Consider the following 17167-nt stretch of genomic DNA (forward strand, 5'->3'; position numbering starts at 1 on the left):
GGATCGAGACCGAGTTCGTCAACACCATCCCCGCCTTCACCACCCCCGGCGACACCGACACCGACGACGAACCCGGACGCGAGACGGTCGTCGTGGAGGTCGGAGGCAAGCGCCTGGAGGTCTCGCTGCCCTCCAGCCTCGGGATGAGCCTGGCCCGCACGGGCCTCGCCGCCGGCGCCCGCCCCAAGCGCCGCGCCACGAAGAAGGCCGGCTCGGCCGCGTCCGGCGACACGCTCGCGTCCCCGATGCAGGGCACGATCGTGAAGGTGGCGGTCGAGGAGGGCCAGCAGGTCGAGGAGGGCGACCTCGTCGTCGTACTCGAAGCCATGAAGATGGAACAGCCCCTCAACGCCCACCGCTCCGGCACCGTCAAGGGCCTCACCGCCGAGATCGGCGCCTCACTCACCTCGGGCGCCACCATCTGCGAGATCAAGGACTGACCCTCGCTCGTCCCAACGGCCCCGCCGGGCAGAACCGGCGGGGCCGTTGTGCGATGTGCGCCGGGGTGAACCGGCCGATGGTGACCGAACCGGCGATCGGCCCGAGAGACCCGGCCCGCAGTGGCATCCTGGAGAACCACACAGACCGCACAGAGCGCACGGGCCCCACCGCCCGCGCGGACCGAGCTCACCGCGCACGGCCGCCGAGTGCCTCGTAGCGACAGGAAGGACCGCGATGGCGAGCAGCAGTGACGCGCCGCCCCGGCCCATGCGCGCCGACGCGCGACGGAATTACGAGCGGGTGCTCGGCGAGGCGCGCTCCGCGTTCGCCGCGCACGGAACCGATGCCTCGCTGGAGGATGTCGCCCGCCGCGCCGGGGTCGGCATCGGCACGCTGTACCGGCACTTCCCGACCCGCCAGGCCCTGATGAACGCGGTCTTCCAGGAGGCGCTCGCCGATCTGCTCGACCGCTCGCGCGAACTCGCCGGCTCCGACCGGCCCTGCCGCGCGCTGGTGGACTGGCTGCGCGCGCTGATCACTCATGCGGGTGAGTACCGAGGCCTCTCCCGCGCGCTCATGTCGGCCTCGCGGGACACGAGTTCGGCCCTGACGCAGTGCAGCGCGGGGCTCCGTACGGCGGGCGAGCAGCTGCTCGTACGGGCGCAGGTGAGCGGCGCCGTACGGACGGACACGTCCATCGACGACCTCATGCAGCTGACGAACGCCATCGCGCTCGCCGCCGAACAGGCGCCGGACGACCCGGAGTTGGCCGACCGGCTGCTCACGCTGACGCTGACCGGCCTGAAGGGGCCCCACGAGAACGGCGCCGCCGAACACACCGTGTGAGCGGCCCCGCGCCCCCTCAGCGGCGGCGCAGGTCCGCCACCCGCGCGCGCTCCCCCGGCTGCTCGGCGAGCGCCCCGGCCGGCGCCGCGCCGCGCAGAGCCCCCGGTCCGGGCCCGGCGCCGCCGTGCGTACGGCGCTGGCCCGGCAGCGGGGTGTCCCGCCGGGGCTGGCGCCCCGGCGGGACCGCTTCGCCGTTCCCCGGACCGCCGGACCCCGATCCGGTGGTGCCCGCCACCGTGATCTGTACGCCCTGGTCGGCGAGGGCCTGGAGTTCGGTCGCCGCGCGGTCGTCGTGCGGGGGCGGGTCGTCGGTGACCAGCCGGGTGATCACGTCGGTCGGCACCGTCTGGAACATCGTGTCGGTCCCCAGCTTGGTGTGGTCGGCGAGCACCACGACCTCGGCCGCCGCCTGCACCAGCGCGCGGTCCACACTGGCCGAGAGCATGTTGGAGGTCGACAGACCCCGCTCCGCGGTGAGCCCGCTCCCGGACAGGAACGCGCGGGAGACCCGCAGCCCTTGGAGCGACTGCTCGGCGCCGCTGCCGACCAGCGCGTAGTTGGACCCGCGCAGCGTGCCGCCGGTCATGACGACTTCGACCCTGTTGGCGTGGGCCAACGCCTGTGCGACCAGCAGGGAGTTGGTGACGACGGTCAGACCGGGGATCCGCGCGAGCCGGCGGGCCAGCTCCTGCGTGGTCGTACCGGCGCCGACCACCACGGCCTCGCCTTCTTCGACGAGGCTCGCGGCGAGATCGGCGATGGCCGTCTTCTCCGCCGTGGCGAGATGGGATTTTTGCGGAAAGCCGGATTCTCGCGTGAATCCGCCCGGCAGTACCGCACCGCCGTGCCGGCGGTCGAGGAGTCCTTCGGCCTCCAGCGCCCGCACGTCCCGCCGTACGGTCACTTCGGAGGTCTGGACGACGCGGGCGAGCTCACGGAGCGACACGGCTCCGTTGGCGCGCACCATTTCGAGGATTAACTGGCGACGTTCTGCAGCGAACACGAAACTGACAGTAACCCCAACATCCGTCTGCTTTCAGCGGTTCGCGCCGAAATAGGGAAGGTGTACGCGCGGGGGCGCGCCAAGTGGTATGGGAGCGCCGCCCCGAGGCCCGCGTACGCCCATGACCTGGGTCAACCCTCGTCCTCGTGCTTACGGCTGTGCAACTGCCGCGCGACCTCGGCGATCGAGCCCGACAGAGAGGGGTACACAGTGAAAGCGTTTGCGATCTGTTCGACGGTCATATTGTTGTCGACCGCGATCGAAATGGGGTGAATCAGTTCACTGGCGCGCGGCGCCACGACCACACCGCCGACGACGATCCCGGTGCCCGGCCGGCAGAGGATCTTGACGAAGCCGTCCCTGATGCCCTGCATCTTGGCGCGCGGGTTGCGCAGCAGCGGCAGCTTGACGACCCGTGCGTCGATCTTCCCGCTGTCCACGTCCGCCTGGCTGTAGCCGACGGTCGCGATCTCCGGGTCGGTGAAGACGTTCGACGAGACGGTCTTCAGGTCGAGCGGGGCGACCGCGTCGCCGAGGAAGTGGTACATCGCGATACGGCCCTGCATGGCGGCGACCGAGGCGAGCGCGAAGATGCCGGTCACGTCGCCCGCCGCGTAGACGCCGGGAGCCGACGTACGCGACACCCGGTCGGTCCAGATGTGGCCCGAGTCCTTCACCCGGACCCCGGCCTCCTCCAGGCCCATGCCCTCGGCGTTCGGGATCGCGCCGACCGCCATCAGGCAGTGCGTACCGGAGATGACCCGGCCGTCGGCGAGCGTCACCTCGACGCGGTCGCCGACCCGCTTGGCGGACGAGGCGCGGGAGCGCGACATCACGTTCATGCCGCGGCGCCGGAAGACGTCCTCCAGCACGGCGGCGGCGTCCGGGTCCTCGCCGGGCAGCACGCGGTCGCGGGAGGAGACGAGTGTGACGCGCGAGCCGAGCGCCTGGTAGGCGCCGGCGAACTCGGCGCCGGTGACGCCGGATCCGACCACGATCAGCTCTTCGGGGAGCTCGGTGAGGTCGTAGACCTGCGTCCAGTTGAGGATGCGCTTGCCGTCGGGGAGCGCGTCGGGGATCTCGCGCGGGTGCGCGCCGGTCGCGATCAGCACGGCGTCGGCGGTCAGCGACTCCTCCGAGCCGTCGGCCGAGGTCACGATCACCTGGCGGGAGCCGTCGGTGGCCTGCCGGCCGTCGAGCCGGCCCCGGCCGCGCAGGACGCGGGCCCCGGCCCGGGTGACGGAGGCGGTGATGTCGTGCGACTGGGCGAGCGCGAGGCGCTTCACCCGTCGGTTGACCTTGCCGAGGTCCACGCCGACGACGCGGGCGGCCTGTTCGAGGGGCGGGGTGTCGTCGGCGACGATGATGCCCAGCTCTTCGTAAGAGGAGTCGAAGGTGGTCATCACCTCCGCCGTCGCGATGAGGGTCTTGGACGGTACGCAGTCGGTGAGGACCGAGGCTCCGCCGAGGCCGTCGCAGTCCACGACGCTCACCTCGGCGCCGAGCTGCGCGGCCACCAGGGCCGCCTCGTATCCGCCGGGTCCGCCGCCGATGATCACGATCCGGGTCACGAAAAAATCCGCCTCGCGTTGTCGACCCGACCCGTCTGCCGTCCCGGCCGGGAGTCCGGGGGGTCCCCGGAGGATGCAGTACGTACGCCATTGTCCCGCACTCTTCAAGTCGCTTCGCCCCGGGTCCCTCCCCCGGGCGCCGGGAAGGGACGCGGGCGAGCCGGGGGCGAGCCGCGAACGGGCCGCGTCCACGGGATTCGCCGGGCACGCGCGTCCCTCCCGTACCCTCGTCCCCATGTCGCTCTACGCCGCGTACGCCGGCAACCTCGACGCGCGGCTGATGTCCCGCCGCGCCCCGCACTCCCCGCTGCGCGGCACCGGCTGGCTCAACGGCTGGCGGCTCACCTTCGGCGGCGAGCAGATGGGCTGGGAGGGCGCGCTGGTCACCCTCGTGGAGGCGCCCCGCTCGCAGGTCTTCGTGGCGCTCTACGACATCGCGCCGATGGACGAGGACTCGATGGACCGCTGGGAGGGTGTCGGTCTCGACATATACCGGCGGATGCGGGTACGGGTGGACACCCTGGACGGCAAGGAGCCGGCCTGGCTGTACGTCCTGAACGGGTACGAGGGCGGGCTGCCCTCAGCGCGCTATCTCGGCGAGCTGGCCGAGGCGGCGGAGTCGGCCGGGGCGCCGCACGACTATGTGATGGAACTGCGGAAGCGGGCGTGCTGAACCGGCAGGCCGCTCGCACGGACAGGGCCGGAACGGCCGTGACAGGCAGCTGACCCGCGCGTTCGTCGGAAACGACAACACAACGATCCGAAGACCGTACGCTCGATCATCTACGCGCGTAGGGCCGGACCGGTTACGCTCTTCGGCGTGAACGCATCTGTTATCCCGGCCACGGCCGACGGATCCGCCGACCCCCACGCCGCAGCCTCCGCCGCCGCGGTGCGCCTGCGCGAACTCACCGGCGCCGAGACCCATGACGTAGCCCTGGTGATGGGCTCCGGCTGGGCACCCGCCGTCGCCGCGCTGGGAGCACCCGAGGTCGAGTTCCCGGTGACCGAGCTGCCAGGCTTCCCCCCGCCGGCCGTCGCCGGCCACGGCGGGTCGATCCGCTCCTACGCGATCGCCGAGAAGCGCGCACTGGTCTTCCTGGGCCGTACGCACTACTACGAGGGGCGCGGCGTCGCTGCCGTGGCGCACGGGGTCCGTACGGCGGTCGCCGCCGGCTGCAAGACCGTCGTCCTGACGAACGGCTGCGGCGGGCTGCGCGAGGGCATGCGCCCGGGACAGCCGGTGCTGATCAGTGATCACATCAATCTGACGGCGGCGTCGCCGATCGTCGGTGCGAACTTCGTGGACCTCACGGACCTCTACTCACCCCGGCTGCGCGCCCTGTGCAAGGAGGTGGACCCCGCTCTCGAAGAGGGCGTGTACGTCCAGTTCCCCGGCCCGCACTACGAGACTCCCGCCGAGATCAACATGGTCCGGGTGATGGGCGGCGACCTGGTCGGCATGTCCACCGTGCTGGAGGCGATCGCCGCGCGCGAGGCCGGCGCCGAGGTGCTGGGCATCTCGCTGGTGACGAATCTGGCGGCGGGCCTGTCGGGCGAACCGCTGAACCACGAGGAAGTCCTCCGGGCGGGCCGTGATTCGGCCACGCAGATGGGTGCCCTGCTCGCACGGGTGCTTGAACGCATCTGAGGCGGGGCATCCGAGCCGGGGCACGATCCGGCTTCGCGGCCGGGGACGGATCCGGCCGGGGCCGGGCACGGATCCGGCCGACACGGTCCACCCCGGGTGTCGCGCGCGCCGTTTTCGCGCCGCCCCGGGCGTAGGGAAGGGAAACGCACAGTGCAGCAGGACCTCATCGCGCGCGCCGAGGCGTGGCTGGCCGAGGACCCGGACAGCGACACCCGGGACGAACTGCGGACGCTCATCGACTCCGGTGACGCGGACGCGCTGGCCGAACGGTTCGGCGGCACGCTCCAGTTCGGTACGGCCGGGCTCCGCGGCGAGCTGGGCGCCGGGCCGATGCGGATGAACCGCTCGGTGGTCATCCGCGCCGCCGCCGGGCTGGCGGCGTATCTCAAGGCCACGGGCCAGGGCGGCGGCCTCGTCGTCATCGGATACGACGCCCGCCACAAGTCGGCCGACTTCGCGCGTGACACCGCCGCGGTGATGACCGGCGCGGGGCTGCGCGCCGCCGTGCTGCCGCGTCCGCTGCCGACCCCGCTGCTGGCCTTCGCCATACGGCATCTGGGCGCCGTGGCCGGTGTGGAGGTCACCGCCAGCCACAACCCGCCGCGCGACAACGGCTACAAGGTCTACCTCGGCGACGGCTCCCAGATCGTGCCTCCCACGGACGGCGAGATCGCGGCCGAGATCGCCGCCGTCGGAGCGCTGAGCTCCGTGGCGCGCCCGGAGGGCGGCTGGAAGGTCCTCGGCGACGAGGTGCTGACGGCGTATCTGGAGCGCACGGACGCCGTCCTGAGCCCCGGTTCGCCCCGTACCGCGCGCGTCGTCCACACGGCGCTGCACGGCGTCGGTACGGAGACCCTCAACGCCGCCTTCGCGCGGGCCGGCTTCCCCGCGCCCGTACCGGTGGCCGAACAGGCCGAGCCCGACCCGGACTTCCCCACCGTCGCTTTCCCGAACCCGGAGGAGCCGGGCGCGATGGACCTGGCCTTCGCCACGGCCCGTCGCGCCGCCCCCGACATCGTCATCGCCAACGACCCGGACGCGGACCGCTGCGCGGTGGCCGTCCCGGACGTGGACGCGGAGAGCGGCTGGCGGATGCTGCGCGGCGACGAGGTGGGCGCGCTGCTGGCCGCGCACCTGGTGAACAAGGGCGCCACCGGCGTCTTCGCCGAGTCGATCGTGTCGTCGTCCCTGCTCGGCCGGATCGCGGAGGCGGCGGGTGTCGGTTACGAGGAGACGCTCACCGGCTTCAAGTGGATCGCCCGGGTCGATGGCCTGCGGTACGGCTACGAGGAAGCCCTCGGCTACTGCGCCGACCCCGACGGCGTACGCGACAAGGACGGCATCACGGCGGCGCTGCTCGTGGCCGAGCTGGCGTCGGAGCTGAAGGAGCGGGGGCGGGGGCTGGCCGACCTGCTGGACGATCTGGCGCTGGCGCACGGCCTGCACGCCACGGACCAGCTCTCGGCGCGCGTGGAGGACCTGTCGCTGATCTCGGCGGCCATGGACCGTCTGCGCGACCACCCGCCGACGGCCCTGGCGGGCCTCACGGTCACCTCGGCCGAGGATCTCTCCGAGGGCGCGTCGGGCCTCCCGCCGACGGACGGCCTGCGCTATCACCTGGACGGCGCGTACCGGGCCCGGGTGATCGTCCGCCCGAGCGGTACGGAACCGAAGCTCAAGTGCTACCTGGAGGCCGTGATCCCGGTCCCCACGGCGGCGGACCTGCCGTCGGCGCGGGCCCGGGGGGCGGAGCTGCTGGCATCCCTGAAGCGGGACGTGTCGGAGGCGGCGGGCATCTGAGGCGGCGCGCTCGCGGCGCTGTCGGCTGCGGGGGTGCCGTCTCCGGGGACGGGGTGCCGATCATCGTCGCCATGCCGTGCCCGGCGCTCCCGCCGCCCTCGCCGGGGCCACCGGGCGGAGGCGGTTCGGGGCCGGCTCCGCGCTCCCGGCTCCTCATGGTCCCGCGACCGCACCGCGTCGTTGCCGAGTTGGGCGAGGACGCCCGGTACGAGGCCCGGTCCTCCGCCTCGGAATCCGCGCGCCCGGCCTCAACGGCGGACCGTCCTCGATCCGTGGGACGGGTTGTTCCCGGGGCGTCCGGCCTTCGGGGACGGACCGGCCGGTCGCCGGACCTCCGGTGGAGCCGGCCCGCTCGCCGGGCGTCACCCCGTCGCGAGCAGCACCACCAGCACCAGCAGGCCCGCCAGTGCCGGGCCCATCACCTCGTACGCCCAGCGCGCCTGCGGCTCCCCCTGCGCCTCGGGGCGCGACGCGCAGCGCTCGGCCTGTTCGCGCAGGCCCGCGACCGTGTGGTCCGCGTCGGCGGTCCGCGCGCGCGTATCCGTCACGTCCGCGCTCACCGACGTCCTGCTGTGCGGGTCGTCGTGCGCGCTCTGCGACTGCCGTCGCGCCGCGCGCTTGCGCTTGCGCAGCGAGACCGGCACCGCCCAGAGCTGGTACTTGGCACCGGCCTCGGTGAACACCTCGCTCGAATACCCGGCCCGCACGTCCGCCACGGACGCCCACGGCACGACGATCGTGCGGAACGGGTTCCTGATCCGCAGCCGGTCGTCGTTGGCGAACACCGCCGGACGGATCGTGAAGGCCACCACGAGCGGCACGGCGAGCAGCAGGCCCGCGAGCGCGAGCCACGGCGTCCTGCCATGGCCCCGGACCACCGCGTCGATCCCGATCCAGGCGCCGAGCGCGAGCAGCAGCACACCGCCCGCGATGGCGGCGGGCGACCGGAAGACGCGCTCTGCGTAGGCCGGCTCGGTGGGCTGCTCGGGACTCGTCATGCTTTCGATTCTGCCGTACGCGGCCGACACTCTCGGCACGGATCCCGTCCCGCACCACCCCCGCACCCGCCGTGCGCGCCCGCGCACCGGGCGGGCAGCCCGGTACCGCACCCCCTGTACATGCCGCTACGCGCGTAGATATGCTCATGTGGTGACCATGCCCACGACTGCACCCTCGCCCACAGGCTCCGCCGTGGGCGGTGCCCCCCTCGCTGACGTGACCGCGTCCGACGGCTCGCTGCGCCGGTTCCTCCACGGGCTGCCCGGCGTCGATGCCGTCGGCCTGGAGGCGCGCGCCGCATCGCTCGGTACGCGCTCGATCAAGACGACGGCCAAGGCGTACGCCATCGACCTGGCCATCTCGATGATCGACCTGACGACCCTCGAAGGCGCCGACACACCGGGCAAGGTCCGGTCGCTCGCCGCCAAGGCCCTGCACCCGGACCCGACCGACCGCACCGTCCCGACGACGGCCGCGCTCTGCGTCTATCCGGACATGGTGGAGACGGCCGTCGCCTCGCTCGCCGGGAGCGACGTGAAGGTCGCCTCCGTCGCGACCGCCTTCCCGGCCGGCCGCACCGCCCTGGCCGTGAAGCTCGCCGACGTACGGGACGCGGTCGCCGCGGGTGCCGACGAGATCGACATGGTGATCGACCGGGGCGCGTTCCTCGCGGGCCACTATCTGAAGGTCTACGAGGAGATCGTGGCCGTGAAGGCCGAGTGCGGCGCCGCCCGCCTCAAGGTCATCTTCGAGACCGGCGAGCTGTCCACGTACGACAACATCCGCCGCGCCTCCTGGCTCGGCATGGTCGCGGGCGCGGACTTCATCAAGACGTCGACGGGCAAGGTGGCCGTCAACGCCACCCCGGCCAACACGCTGCTGATGCTGGAGGCCGTACGCGACTTCCGTGCCCAGACCGGTGTGCGGGTCGGTGTGAAGCCGGCCGGCGGCATCCGGACCAGCAAGGACGCGATCAAGTTCCTCGTGCTGGTCAACGAGACCGTCGGCGAGGACTGGCTGGACAGCCACTGGTTCCGGTTCGGCGCCTCCAGCCTCCTCAACGACCTGCTGATGCAGCGCCAGAAGCTCTCCACCGGCCGCTACTCCGGCCCCGACTACGTGACGGTGGACTGATACACCATGGCTTTCGAATACGCACCTGCCCCCGAGTCACGCTCGGTCGTCGACATCGCGCCGAGCTACGGCCTGTTCATCGACGGTGAGTTCACCGACGCCGCCGACGGCAAGGTCTTCAAGACGGTCTCCCCCGCCACCGAGGAAGTGCTGTCCGAGGTCGCGCGAGCGGGCGCGGAGGACGTGGACCGGGCCGTGAAGGCGGCCCGCGGGGCGTTCGCGAAGTGGTCCGCGCTGCCGGGCGCCGAGCGCGCCAAGTACCTTTTCAGGATCGCCCGGATCATCCAGGAGCGCTCGCGCGAACTGGCCGTCCTGGAGACCCTCGACAACGGCAAGCCGATCCGGGAGACCCGCGACGCGGACCTCCCGCTGGTCGCCGCGCACTTCTTCTACTACGCGGGCTGGGCCGACAAGCTCGACCACGCCGGCTACGGGGCGAACCCGCGCCCGCTCGGTGTCGCGGGCCAGGTCATCCCGTGGAACTTCCCGCTGCTGATGCTCGCGTGGAAGATCGCCCCGGCGCTCGCGACGGGCAACACGGTGGTCCTGAAGCCCGCCGAGACCACCCCGCTGAGCGCTCTGTTCTTCGCTGACATCTGCCGCCAGGCAGGTCTGCCGCGCGGCGTCGTCAACATCCTTCCCGGATACGGCGACACGGGCGCCGCCCTCGTCGAGCACGAGGACGTCGACAAGATCGCCTTCACCGGCTCGACCGCCGTCGGCAAGGCCATCGCCCGGCAGATCGCGGGCACCGGCAAGAAGGCCACGCTCGAACTCGGCGGCAAGGGCGCCAACATCGTCTTCGACGACGCCCCGGTCGACCAGGCCGTCGAGGGCATCGTCACGGGCATCTTCTTCAACCAGGGCCAGGTCTGCTGTGCCGGATCGCGGCTGCTGGTCCAGGAGTCGGTCCAGGACGAGCTGCTGGACTCGCTGAAGCGCCGGCTCTCCACGCTGCGTGTCGGCGACCCGCTGGACAAGAACACGGACCTCGGCGCGATCAACTCCGCCGAGCAGCTGGCCCGTATCAGGACGCTGGCCGACGCGGGCGAGGCCGAGGGCGCCGAGCGCTGGTCGCCGGAGTGCGAACTCCCCGCCTCCGGCTACTGGTTCGCGCCGACCCTCTTCACCAATGTCACGCAGGCGCACACCGTGGCGCGCGACGAGATCTTCGGCCCGGTGCTCTCCGTACTGACCTTCCGCACCCCGGAAGAGGCGGTCGCCAAGGCCAACAACACCCAGTACGGCCTCTCCGCCGGCATCTGGACGGAGAAGGGCTCCCGCATCCTCGCCGTCGCGAACAGGCTCCGCGCGGGCGTGGTGTGGGCCAACACGTTCAACAAGTTCGACCCGACCTCGCCCTTCGGCGGCTACAAGGAGTCGGGCTACGGCCGCGAGGGCGGTCGCCACGGCCTGGAGGCGTATCTCGATGTCTGAGTCCGAGCGACTGTCGGTCTTCAAGACCTACAAGCTGTACGTCGGGGGCAAGTTCCCCCGCTCCGAGAGCGGCCGGGTGTACGAGGTGACCGACCAGAAGGACAGGTGGCTCGCGAACGCGCCGCAGGCGTCGCGCAAGGACGCCCGTGACGCGGTCTCCGCCGCCCGCAAGGCGTTCGGCGGCTGGTCGGGCGCGACCGCGTACAACAGGGGCCAGGTGCTCTACCGCGTCGCCGAGATGCTGGAGGGGCGCCGCGGCCAGTTCACCGCCGAGGTGGCCGCCTCGGAGGGCATCTCCAAGTCGAGGGCGGCGGCCGTCGTGGACGCGACCGTGGACCGCTGGGTCTGGTACGCGGGCTGGACGGACAAGATCGGTCAGGTGACGGGCGGCGCCAACCCCGTGGCCGGCCCGTTCTTCAACCTGTCCACGCCCGAGCCCACCGGGGTCGTGACGGTCCTCGCCCCACAGGACTCGTCGTTCCTCGGCCTGGTCTCGGTCGTCGCCCCGGTGATCGCCACCGGCAACACGGCGGTCGTCGTGGCGAGCGAGCGCTCTCCGCTGCCCGCCCTGTCGCTGGGTGAGGTGCTGGCCACCTCCGACCTGCCGGGCGGCGTCGTCAACGTCCTCTCGGGCCGTACGGCCGAACTGGCCGCGCCGCTCGCCTCGCACCAGGACGTCAACGGCATCGATCTGTACGGCGCCGACGAGACCCTGGCCAAGGAGCTGGAGATCGCGGCGGCGGACAACCTCAAGCGCGTGGTGCGCCCGCACCCGGTGGACTTCTCCGCCGACCCCGGCACCGGCAGACTGACGGCCTTCCTGGAGACGAAGACCGTCTGGCACCCCACGGGGGGCCTGGGCGCGTCGGGCTCCGGCTACTGAGCCGTTTTCAACCGCCTGCGTAAGGAGGCCCGGCCGTCGCGATGACGGCCGGGCCTCCTTACGCAGAACGAGAGCACCGGTGCTCAGCCGGGCAGCAGCCCCGTCACCGGCCCGACGAGCGGCAGGTCCGCCAGCCCGCCGCCCTTGGTGACCGGGTCCGTCAGTGTCGCCGTGGACAGCGGCTTGAAGTCGGCGATCTGCGTGCCGACCGCGTTGTCCAGCGGGTCGACGCCCGTGTTGGCCAGCGGGTTGAGCTGAAGGTTCTTGACCGGGCCGAGGCCCCCGGCCATGGAGTGCCCGAGAGCGCCCCCCAGTCCCTCGCCGGCCGCCTTCCCGGCCTCCGCGAGCTCGCTGTCGGGACCCGACGCGGGCACGGGCGCGGCCGGCGCCGCCTGCGCCGCGGCGCCGCCGAGCCCGATCACGGCGCCCGCCGCGGTGATCGTCAGCCCGGCGCGCAGCAACGCGCGGCGCCGGGAAGTGGAAGCTGAATGACGTGCCATGGGATTCCTGACTGCGCGGAAGTGCCGAGTAAGGGGAATGACACGCACAGTAGTTGAGATGTGACGCTCGATACCAACACCCCGGCCAGGGATCCCCTGCGCGGGTGTATGCCTCAGACTGGTGTCCCGTGAGTCCCCACCGAACCGCCTCCGCGCGTGTCGTCCTGCTCGCGGGCCCCTCCGGCTCCGGCAAGTCGTCGCTCGCCGCCCGCGCGGGCCTGCCCGTGCTCCGTCTCGACGACTTCTACAAGGAGGGCGACGACCCGACGCTGCCGCTGGTCGCCGGAAGCGCGGACATCGACTGGGACTCCGCGCTGTCCTGGGACGCGGACGCGGCGGTCGCCGCGATCCAGGAGCTGTGCCGTACGGGCCGTACGACCGTCCCCGTGTACTCCATCGCCACCAGCTCCCGCGTCGACACCGAGGAGCTGGGCATCGGCGGCGCCGGACTGTTCGTCGCCGAGGGCATCTTCGCGGCCGATGTCGTGGCGCGCTGCGAGGAGTTGGGCGTCCTGGCCGACGCGCTGTGTCTGCGCGGGCGCCCGTCGACGACGTTCCGCCGAAGGCTGCTGCGGGATCTGCGCGAGGGCCGGAAGTCGGTGGCGTTCCTGCTGCGGCGCGGCTGGCGGCTGATGCGCGCGGAGCGCGGCATCGTCGCCCGTCAGACGGCGCTGGGGGCGTATCCCTGCGCGAAGGCGGAGGCGCTCACCCGGATCGCCGACGCGGCGGCGGGCGGTGCCCGTCCCCGTACGCCGGCCGCCCATCCGTCCATGCCGGCGCGGCCCGCGAACAGCGGTCTCTAACGGTCCGGCGACGCCCGGCCCGGGGGGCCCGCAACGCGCGAAGACCGGACAGGCCCCCCAGCCTGTCCGGTCCTGCTCGGTGCACCCCCGTGCCCCCGTGCCCTGCTCCTGCCGTCTCCCCCGAGACGGCAGTCCCTCCCCCGTTCCCCCTGGTGTTGCTCCCCCCGGGTGTTACATCCCCCCGCCGCCTTCAGGCCACCAGCTCGCCGAAGGACTCTTCCTCGTCACGTCCGAAGCTGAGGACCTCGTCCTCGCGCAGCCGGCGGAGCGACCGCCAGATGCTCGACTTCACCGTGCCGACACTGATGTTGAGGATCTCCGCGATCTCGGGATCGGTGCGGCCCTCGTAGTAGCGCAGCACCAGCATCGTGCGCTGCGTCTCGGGGAGGCGCGAGAGCGCCTGCCAGAGCACCGTGCGCAGCTCCGTGCCGCGCATCGCGTCGGTGTCGCCGACCGTCTCCGGCAGCTCCTCCGTCGGGTACTCGTTGAGCTTGCGCCTGCGCCACGCGCTGATGTGCAGGTTGGTCATCGTGCGGCGGAGATAGCCGCCGACGGCCGCCTTGTCGCTGATCCGGTCCCAGGCGCGGTAGGTGGAGAACAGCGCGCTCTGGAGCAGGTCCTCGGCCTCGAAGCGGTCGCCGGTCAGGTGGTAGGCGGTCGCGTACAGAGAGGCCCGGCGCTCCTGGACGTAGGCGGTGAACGCCGTCTCGGCATCCGTGGCCTCCGTCCGCACGGTGCGCTCCCCCGTGGCCTCTCCGTACGCTTCGCCTTCGTTCCCTCGGCCCTTGGCCTCTTCCGCCGTGGACTTTCGCGCCGCGTCGACCACCGCGATGTACGGCGGCCGATGCTGACGCCCGGCGCCGCGAACGCACCCCCGCCCGTTCACGGCGCCGGACTTCTCGGTGCTCCGTGCGACGTCGTGGAGACGCGTGATTACTGCGCTTGAGGTCGTGCTGTGCAGTGCGTTCATCTCGCGCCCCCCGTCGGCTGGAGTCTGTTGCTTTCCGTCTGCCAAAGAGATTGCCGGGCCAGTTTCATGGGCCTGTCCGCCGACTGTCACAGGCCTGTCACAGGGGTTCTGGATCTTGGCGGGAGATGTGGTGGAACTGTGGGAGCGCTCCGACTGTCGAACTGTGGTCCCCCCATGGGCCAGAATGACCTCTGTGCCTTTCCTGTTGCTGATCGAGGACGACGACGCCATCCGCACGGCCCTCGAACTCTCGTTGTCACGCCAGGGCCACCGAGTGGCCACTGCGGCGACGGGAGAGGACGGCCTGAATCTGCTGCGAGAACAGCGGCCAGACCTGATCGTTCTGGACGTGATGCTGCCCGGTATCGACGGTTTCGAGGTGTGCCGTCGGATCAGGCGGACCGACCAGTTGCCGATCATCCTGCTGACCGCGCGCAGCGACGACATCGATGTGGTCGTCGGGCTCGAATCCGGCGCGGACGACTATGTGGTCAAGCCCGTGCAGGGCCGGGTGCTCGACGCCCGTATCCGTGCCGTCCTGCGACGCGGGGAGCGGGAGTCGACCGATTCGGCGACCTTCGGCAGCCTGGTCATCGACCGTTCCGCGATGACGGTCACGAAGAACGGTGACGATCTCCAGCTCACGCCGACCGAGCTGCGGCTGCTCCTGGAGCTGAGCCGGCGGCCCGGCCAGGCGCTGTCGCGGCAGCAGTTGCTGCGGCTGGTGTGGGAGCACGACTATCTGGGCGACTCCCGGCTGGTCGACGCCTGTGTGCAGCGGCTGCGCGCGAAGGTCGAGGACGTGCCCTCCTCGCCGACGCTGATCCGTACCGTACGAGGCGTGGGCTACCGGCTGGACGCGCCTTCGTGAGCAGCCAGGAACCCACGCCGGCCAGCTCCGCGGACAGCCCGGACGGATCGGACAGTCCTGAGATAGCGAACGGATCCGAGGGGGCAGGTGCGGACGGAACGGCCGGGCGGCGTACGCGCAAGAGGGCGTTCCTGGCCGGGCTGCGCTGGACGAGTCTGCGGCTGAGGCTGGTCGTCGTCTTCGGGGCCGTCGCGCTGACCGCCGCCGTCTCGGCGTCGGGGATCGCGTACTGGCTCAACCGCGAGTCGGTGCTCTCCCGTACGCAGACTGCCGCGCTCAAGGAGTTCAAGCAGGAGATGCGGGACAAGGCGGCGGAGCTGCCCCTGCGGCCGACCCAGCCCGAACTCGAGTACACGGCCCAGCAGATGGCCAACAGCAGCGCCGGGTTCAGTGTGCTGCTGATCGGTGAGCGCGCCGAGGACAAGCCGGTGGCCGGGGTCTCCGACCAGGACGCGTTCACGCTGGACGACGTGCCGAAGTCGTTGCAGACCGCGGTGAACGACCGGCAGAAGGTGACATCCGGCAACAAATCGCCGTACCACGTCTTCTGGCAGCGCACCCAGCGCGGAGAGACGCCGTATCTGGTCGGCGGCACCCGGATCGTCGGCGGCGGGCCGACCGGTTACGTCTTCCTCTCGCTCGAACAGGAGCGGGAGGACCTCAACGCGCTGGCGTGGTCGCTGGCGATCGCGACGGGCCTGGCCCTCGTCGGGTCCGCGCTGCTCGCGCAGGCGGCGGCCACCACCGTACTGAAGCCGGTGCAGCGGCTCGGTGACGCCGCGCGGCGGCTCGGCGAGGGCAAGCTCGACACCCGGCTGCGGGTGTCGGGGACGGACGAACTGGCCGATCTGTCGCGGACGTTCAACAACGCGGCCGCCTCCCTCCAGAAGAAGATCGACGACATGAGCGCGCGTGAGGAGTCGAGCCGCCGCTTCGTCGCCGACATGTCGCACGAGCTGCGCACCCCGCTGACCGCCCTGACGGCGGTGACCGAGGTGCTGGAGGACGAGGCGGACACGCTCGACCCGATGATCGCCCCCGCCGTGACACTGGTGGTGAGCGAGACCCGCAGGCTCAACGACCTCGTGGAGAACCTGATGGAGGTGACCCGCTTCGACGCGGGCACCGCCCGGCTCGTCCTCGACGACGTCGACGTCGCCGACCAGGTCACCGCCTGTATCGACGCGCGGGCCTGGCTGGACGCGGTGGAGCTGGACGCCGAGCGCGGCATGATGGCCCGCCTCGATCCGCGCCGGCTCGATGTGATCCTGGCGAATCTGATCGGCAACGCGCTCAAGCACGGCGGTTCGCCGGTGCGGGTCTCGGTGCGCACCGTCGGCCGGGAGCTGGTCATCGAGGTACGGGACAACGGGCCGGGCATTCCGGAGGACGTACTGCCGCACGTGTTCGACCGCTTCTACAAGGCGAGCGCGTCACGGCCGCGGTCCGAGGGCAGCGGTCTGGGGCTGTCCATCGCGATGGAGAACGCGCACATCCACGGAGGCGACATCACCGCGGCCAACGCCCCCGACGGCGGTGCGGTGTTCGTCCTGCGGCTGCCGCGCGACGACTCGGAGGACATCGGCGACGAGGACGGGCACGAGGACGCGCGAGGAGAGGGAGGCGAGGCGCAGTGAGGTCGAGAACACCGGCCGGCCGGTCCTTCGCCGTACTCGCGGGGACACTCGCGCTGGCGGGCGCGGCGAGCGGCTGCGGGATCAGAACGACCACGGTGCCCGTGGACGCGGGCGCCGCGCCCTCACGGGTGCCGTGCGAGGTCTCCGAGGGCAATCTGACGACCCAGGCACAGCCGGGAACCGCGGTCAGGGTCTATCTGGTGTGCGGGTCGGAGCTGGTGCCGGTGGAGCGCGCCGCGGCCATCCCGGCCGACAAGACGCGCACCGACCGCCTGCAGGTGGCCCGGGCGCTGCTGGACGAGCTGGACGAGCGGCCCTCGTCCACGGAGGAGGAGGCGGGCTTCACGACGTACGTACGCGGACCGCTGACCGTCTCCGAGGCGCGCGCGGGCGATCCGCTCGGCACGCTGCGCCTCAGCCGCCAGCCGGAGGACCTGCCGACGGCCGCGCTGGCGCAGATCGTGTGCACACTCATCGAGGGCGCGGCGACGGACGGTTCGGTGGTGCTGGGCGGGCCGGGGGCGTACGGCGCGCGCGGGTACCGGTGCGACGACGACACCAGGCGCCGTCCCGACGTGGCCGTCCCGACGACGGGGCCGCTGCCGTCCGCTTCCTGAGGAG

At 71.9% G+C, this 17167-nt stretch carries 17 protein-coding genes; 12 read left to right on the plus strand and 5 right to left on the minus strand.

Going from position 1 to position 17167, the window contains the following annotated elements; all coding sequences use genetic code 11:
• Positions 1 to 440: acyl-CoA carboxylase biotin carboxyl carrier protein subunit (locus tag IEY79_RS35830; protein ID WP_189111848.1), on the plus strand; the 440-nt coding region annotated here is incomplete at its 5' end.
• Positions 441 to 708: 268 nt separating this feature from the next.
• Complete coding sequence (locus IEY79_RS35835) at positions 709 to 1287, plus strand: TetR/AcrR family transcriptional regulator (RefSeq protein ID WP_444544909.1); 579 nt, start codon at positions 709 to 711, stop codon at positions 1285 to 1287.
• A 16-nt stretch (positions 1288 to 1303) separates the two neighbouring features.
• Here IEY79_RS35835 and IEY79_RS35840 read toward each other — a convergent pair whose 3' ends face one another.
• Positions 1304 to 2254 carry a DeoR/GlpR family DNA-binding transcription regulator gene (locus IEY79_RS35840; protein ID WP_229701416.1) on the minus strand — a complete coding sequence of 317 codons (951 nt, stop codon included), beginning with the start codon at positions 2252 to 2254 and terminating at the stop codon, positions 1304 to 1306.
• 167 nt (positions 2255 to 2421) lie between these two features.
• The gene (locus IEY79_RS35845) at positions 2422 to 3861 is read right to left on the minus strand and encodes an NAD(P)H-quinone dehydrogenase (RefSeq protein WP_189111851.1); all 1440 of its coding nucleotides are present in this window, start codon (positions 3859 to 3861) and stop codon (positions 2422 to 2424) included.
• Positions 3862 to 4096: 235 nt separating this feature from the next.
• On the opposite strand from IEY79_RS35845, the gene IEY79_RS35850 reads away from it, so the two are divergent.
• The 3 genes from IEY79_RS35850 (at position 4097) to IEY79_RS35860 (ending at position 7312) form a co-directional block, all read left to right on the plus strand.
• Complete coding sequence (locus tag IEY79_RS35850; RefSeq protein ID WP_031229841.1) at positions 4097 to 4534, plus strand: gamma-glutamylcyclotransferase family protein; 438 nt, start codon at positions 4097 to 4099, stop codon at positions 4532 to 4534.
• Positions 4535 to 4681: 147 nt separating this feature from the next.
• On the plus strand, positions 4682 to 5512 hold the full coding sequence (locus tag IEY79_RS35855) for a purine-nucleoside phosphorylase (RefSeq protein WP_189111852.1): 831 nt from the start codon (positions 4682 to 4684) through the stop codon (positions 5510 to 5512).
• Positions 5513 to 5662: 150 nt separating this feature from the next.
• On the plus strand, positions 5663 to 7312 hold the full coding sequence (locus IEY79_RS35860) for a phospho-sugar mutase (protein ID WP_189111853.1): 1650 nt from the start codon (positions 5663 to 5665) through the stop codon (positions 7310 to 7312).
• A 362-nt stretch (positions 7313 to 7674) separates the two neighbouring features.
• Here IEY79_RS35860 and IEY79_RS35865 read toward each other — a convergent pair whose 3' ends face one another.
• Positions 7675 to 8310 (minus strand): PH domain-containing protein, encoded by a 636-nt coding sequence (locus tag IEY79_RS35865; RefSeq protein ID WP_189111854.1) that lies wholly within the window; start codon positions 8308 to 8310, stop codon positions 7675 to 7677.
• A 157-nt stretch (positions 8311 to 8467) separates the two neighbouring features.
• Between IEY79_RS35865 and deoC the strand changes: the two genes are divergently transcribed.
• From deoC to IEY79_RS35880, 3 genes are read left to right on the plus strand one after another with little or no spacing between them, the layout of a single operon-like run.
• Entirely contained in the window at positions 8468 to 9445 is a 978-nt protein-coding gene (gene deoC, locus IEY79_RS35870; protein ID WP_189111855.1) for a deoxyribose-phosphate aldolase, read from the plus strand.
• A gap of 6 nt (positions 9446 to 9451) precedes the next feature.
• Positions 9452 to 10882, plus strand: coding sequence for an aldehyde dehydrogenase family protein (locus tag IEY79_RS35875; RefSeq protein ID WP_189111856.1), 1431 nt, complete (start codon positions 9452 to 9454; stop codon positions 10880 to 10882).
• The gene (locus IEY79_RS35880) at positions 10875 to 11765 is read left to right on the plus strand and encodes an aldehyde dehydrogenase family protein (protein WP_189111857.1); all 891 of its coding nucleotides are present in this window, start codon (positions 10875 to 10877) and stop codon (positions 11763 to 11765) included. The genes IEY79_RS35875 and IEY79_RS35880 overlap by 8 nt, the downstream gene beginning before the upstream one ends.
• An 83-nt stretch (positions 11766 to 11848) precedes the next feature.
• Here the strand turns inward: IEY79_RS35880 and IEY79_RS35885 are convergent, their stop codons facing one another.
• Positions 11849 to 12265 (minus strand): hypothetical protein, encoded by a 417-nt coding sequence (locus tag IEY79_RS35885; RefSeq protein WP_189111858.1) that lies wholly within the window; start codon positions 12263 to 12265, stop codon positions 11849 to 11851.
• 128 nt (positions 12266 to 12393) lie between these two features.
• Between IEY79_RS35885 and IEY79_RS35890 the strand changes: the two genes are divergently transcribed.
• Positions 12394 to 13068, plus strand: a complete 675-nt coding sequence (locus IEY79_RS35890) for a hypothetical protein (RefSeq protein WP_229701417.1) — start codon at positions 12394 to 12396, stop codon at positions 13066 to 13068.
• A 190-nt stretch (positions 13069 to 13258) separates the two neighbouring features.
• Here IEY79_RS35890 and IEY79_RS35895 read toward each other — a convergent pair whose 3' ends face one another.
• Positions 13259 to 14038, minus strand: a complete 780-nt coding sequence (locus IEY79_RS35895) for a SigE family RNA polymerase sigma factor (protein WP_189111860.1) — start codon at positions 14036 to 14038, stop codon at positions 13259 to 13261.
• Between the two features lie 193 nt (positions 14039 to 14231).
• Between IEY79_RS35895 and afsQ1 the strand changes: the two genes are divergently transcribed.
• Genes afsQ1 through IEY79_RS35910 form a run of 3 tightly spaced genes read left to right on the plus strand, consistent with a single transcriptional unit; the run spans position 14232 to position 17163 of the window.
• Complete coding sequence (afsQ1, locus tag IEY79_RS35900) at positions 14232 to 14909, plus strand: two-component system response regulator AfsQ1 (protein ID WP_023539102.1); 678 nt, start codon at positions 14232 to 14234, stop codon at positions 14907 to 14909.
• Positions 14807 to 16546 (plus strand): ATP-binding protein, encoded by a 1740-nt coding sequence (locus tag IEY79_RS35905; protein WP_373292697.1) that lies wholly within the window; start codon positions 14807 to 14809, stop codon positions 16544 to 16546. The genes afsQ1 and IEY79_RS35905 overlap by 103 nt, the downstream gene beginning before the upstream one ends.
• Positions 16543 to 17163 (plus strand): hypothetical protein, encoded by a 621-nt coding sequence (locus IEY79_RS35910; protein WP_189111861.1) that lies wholly within the window; start codon positions 16543 to 16545, stop codon positions 17161 to 17163. Before IEY79_RS35905 ends, IEY79_RS35910 begins: the two co-directional genes overlap by 4 nt.
• Positions 17164 to 17167: the final 4 nt, after the last annotated feature.

Origin of the sequence: Streptomyces camponoticapitis (assembly GCF_014646115.1) — a bacterium.
Lineage (GTDB): Bacteria > Actinomycetota > Actinomycetes > Streptomycetales > Streptomycetaceae > Streptomyces > Streptomyces camponoticapitis.

What these genes read in the sequence shown, in the direction of transcription:
- IEY79_RS35835 (WP_444544909.1), top strand. Translation starts at nt 709, where the DNA reads ATGCGCGCCGACGCGCGACGGAATTACGAGCGGGTGCTCGGCGAGGCG.
- IEY79_RS35895 (WP_189111860.1), bottom strand. Translation starts at nt 14,038, where the DNA reads ATGAACGCACTGCACAGCACGACCTCAAGCGCAGTAATCACGCGTCTC.
- IEY79_RS35880 (WP_189111857.1), top strand. Translation starts at nt 10,875, where the DNA reads ATGTCTGAGTCCGAGCGACTGTCGGTCTTCAAGACCTACAAGCTGTAC.
- deoC (WP_189111855.1), top strand. Translation starts at nt 8,468, where the DNA reads ATGCCCACGACTGCACCCTCGCCCACAGGCTCCGCCGTGGGCGGTGCC.
- IEY79_RS35840 (WP_229701416.1), bottom strand. Translation starts at nt 2,254, where the DNA reads ATGGTGCGCGCCAACGGAGCCGTGTCGCTCCGTGAGCTCGCCCGCGTC.
- IEY79_RS35875 (WP_189111856.1), top strand. Translation starts at nt 9,452, where the DNA reads ATGGCTTTCGAATACGCACCTGCCCCCGAGTCACGCTCGGTCGTCGAC.
- IEY79_RS35850 (WP_031229841.1), top strand. Translation starts at nt 4,097, where the DNA reads ATGTCGCTCTACGCCGCGTACGCCGGCAACCTCGACGCGCGGCTGATG.
- IEY79_RS35865 (WP_189111854.1), bottom strand. Translation starts at nt 8,310, where the DNA reads ATGACGAGTCCCGAGCAGCCCACCGAGCCGGCCTACGCAGAGCGCGTC.
- IEY79_RS35885 (WP_189111858.1), bottom strand. Translation starts at nt 12,265, where the DNA reads ATGGCACGTCATTCAGCTTCCACTTCCCGGCGCCGCGCGTTGCTGCGC.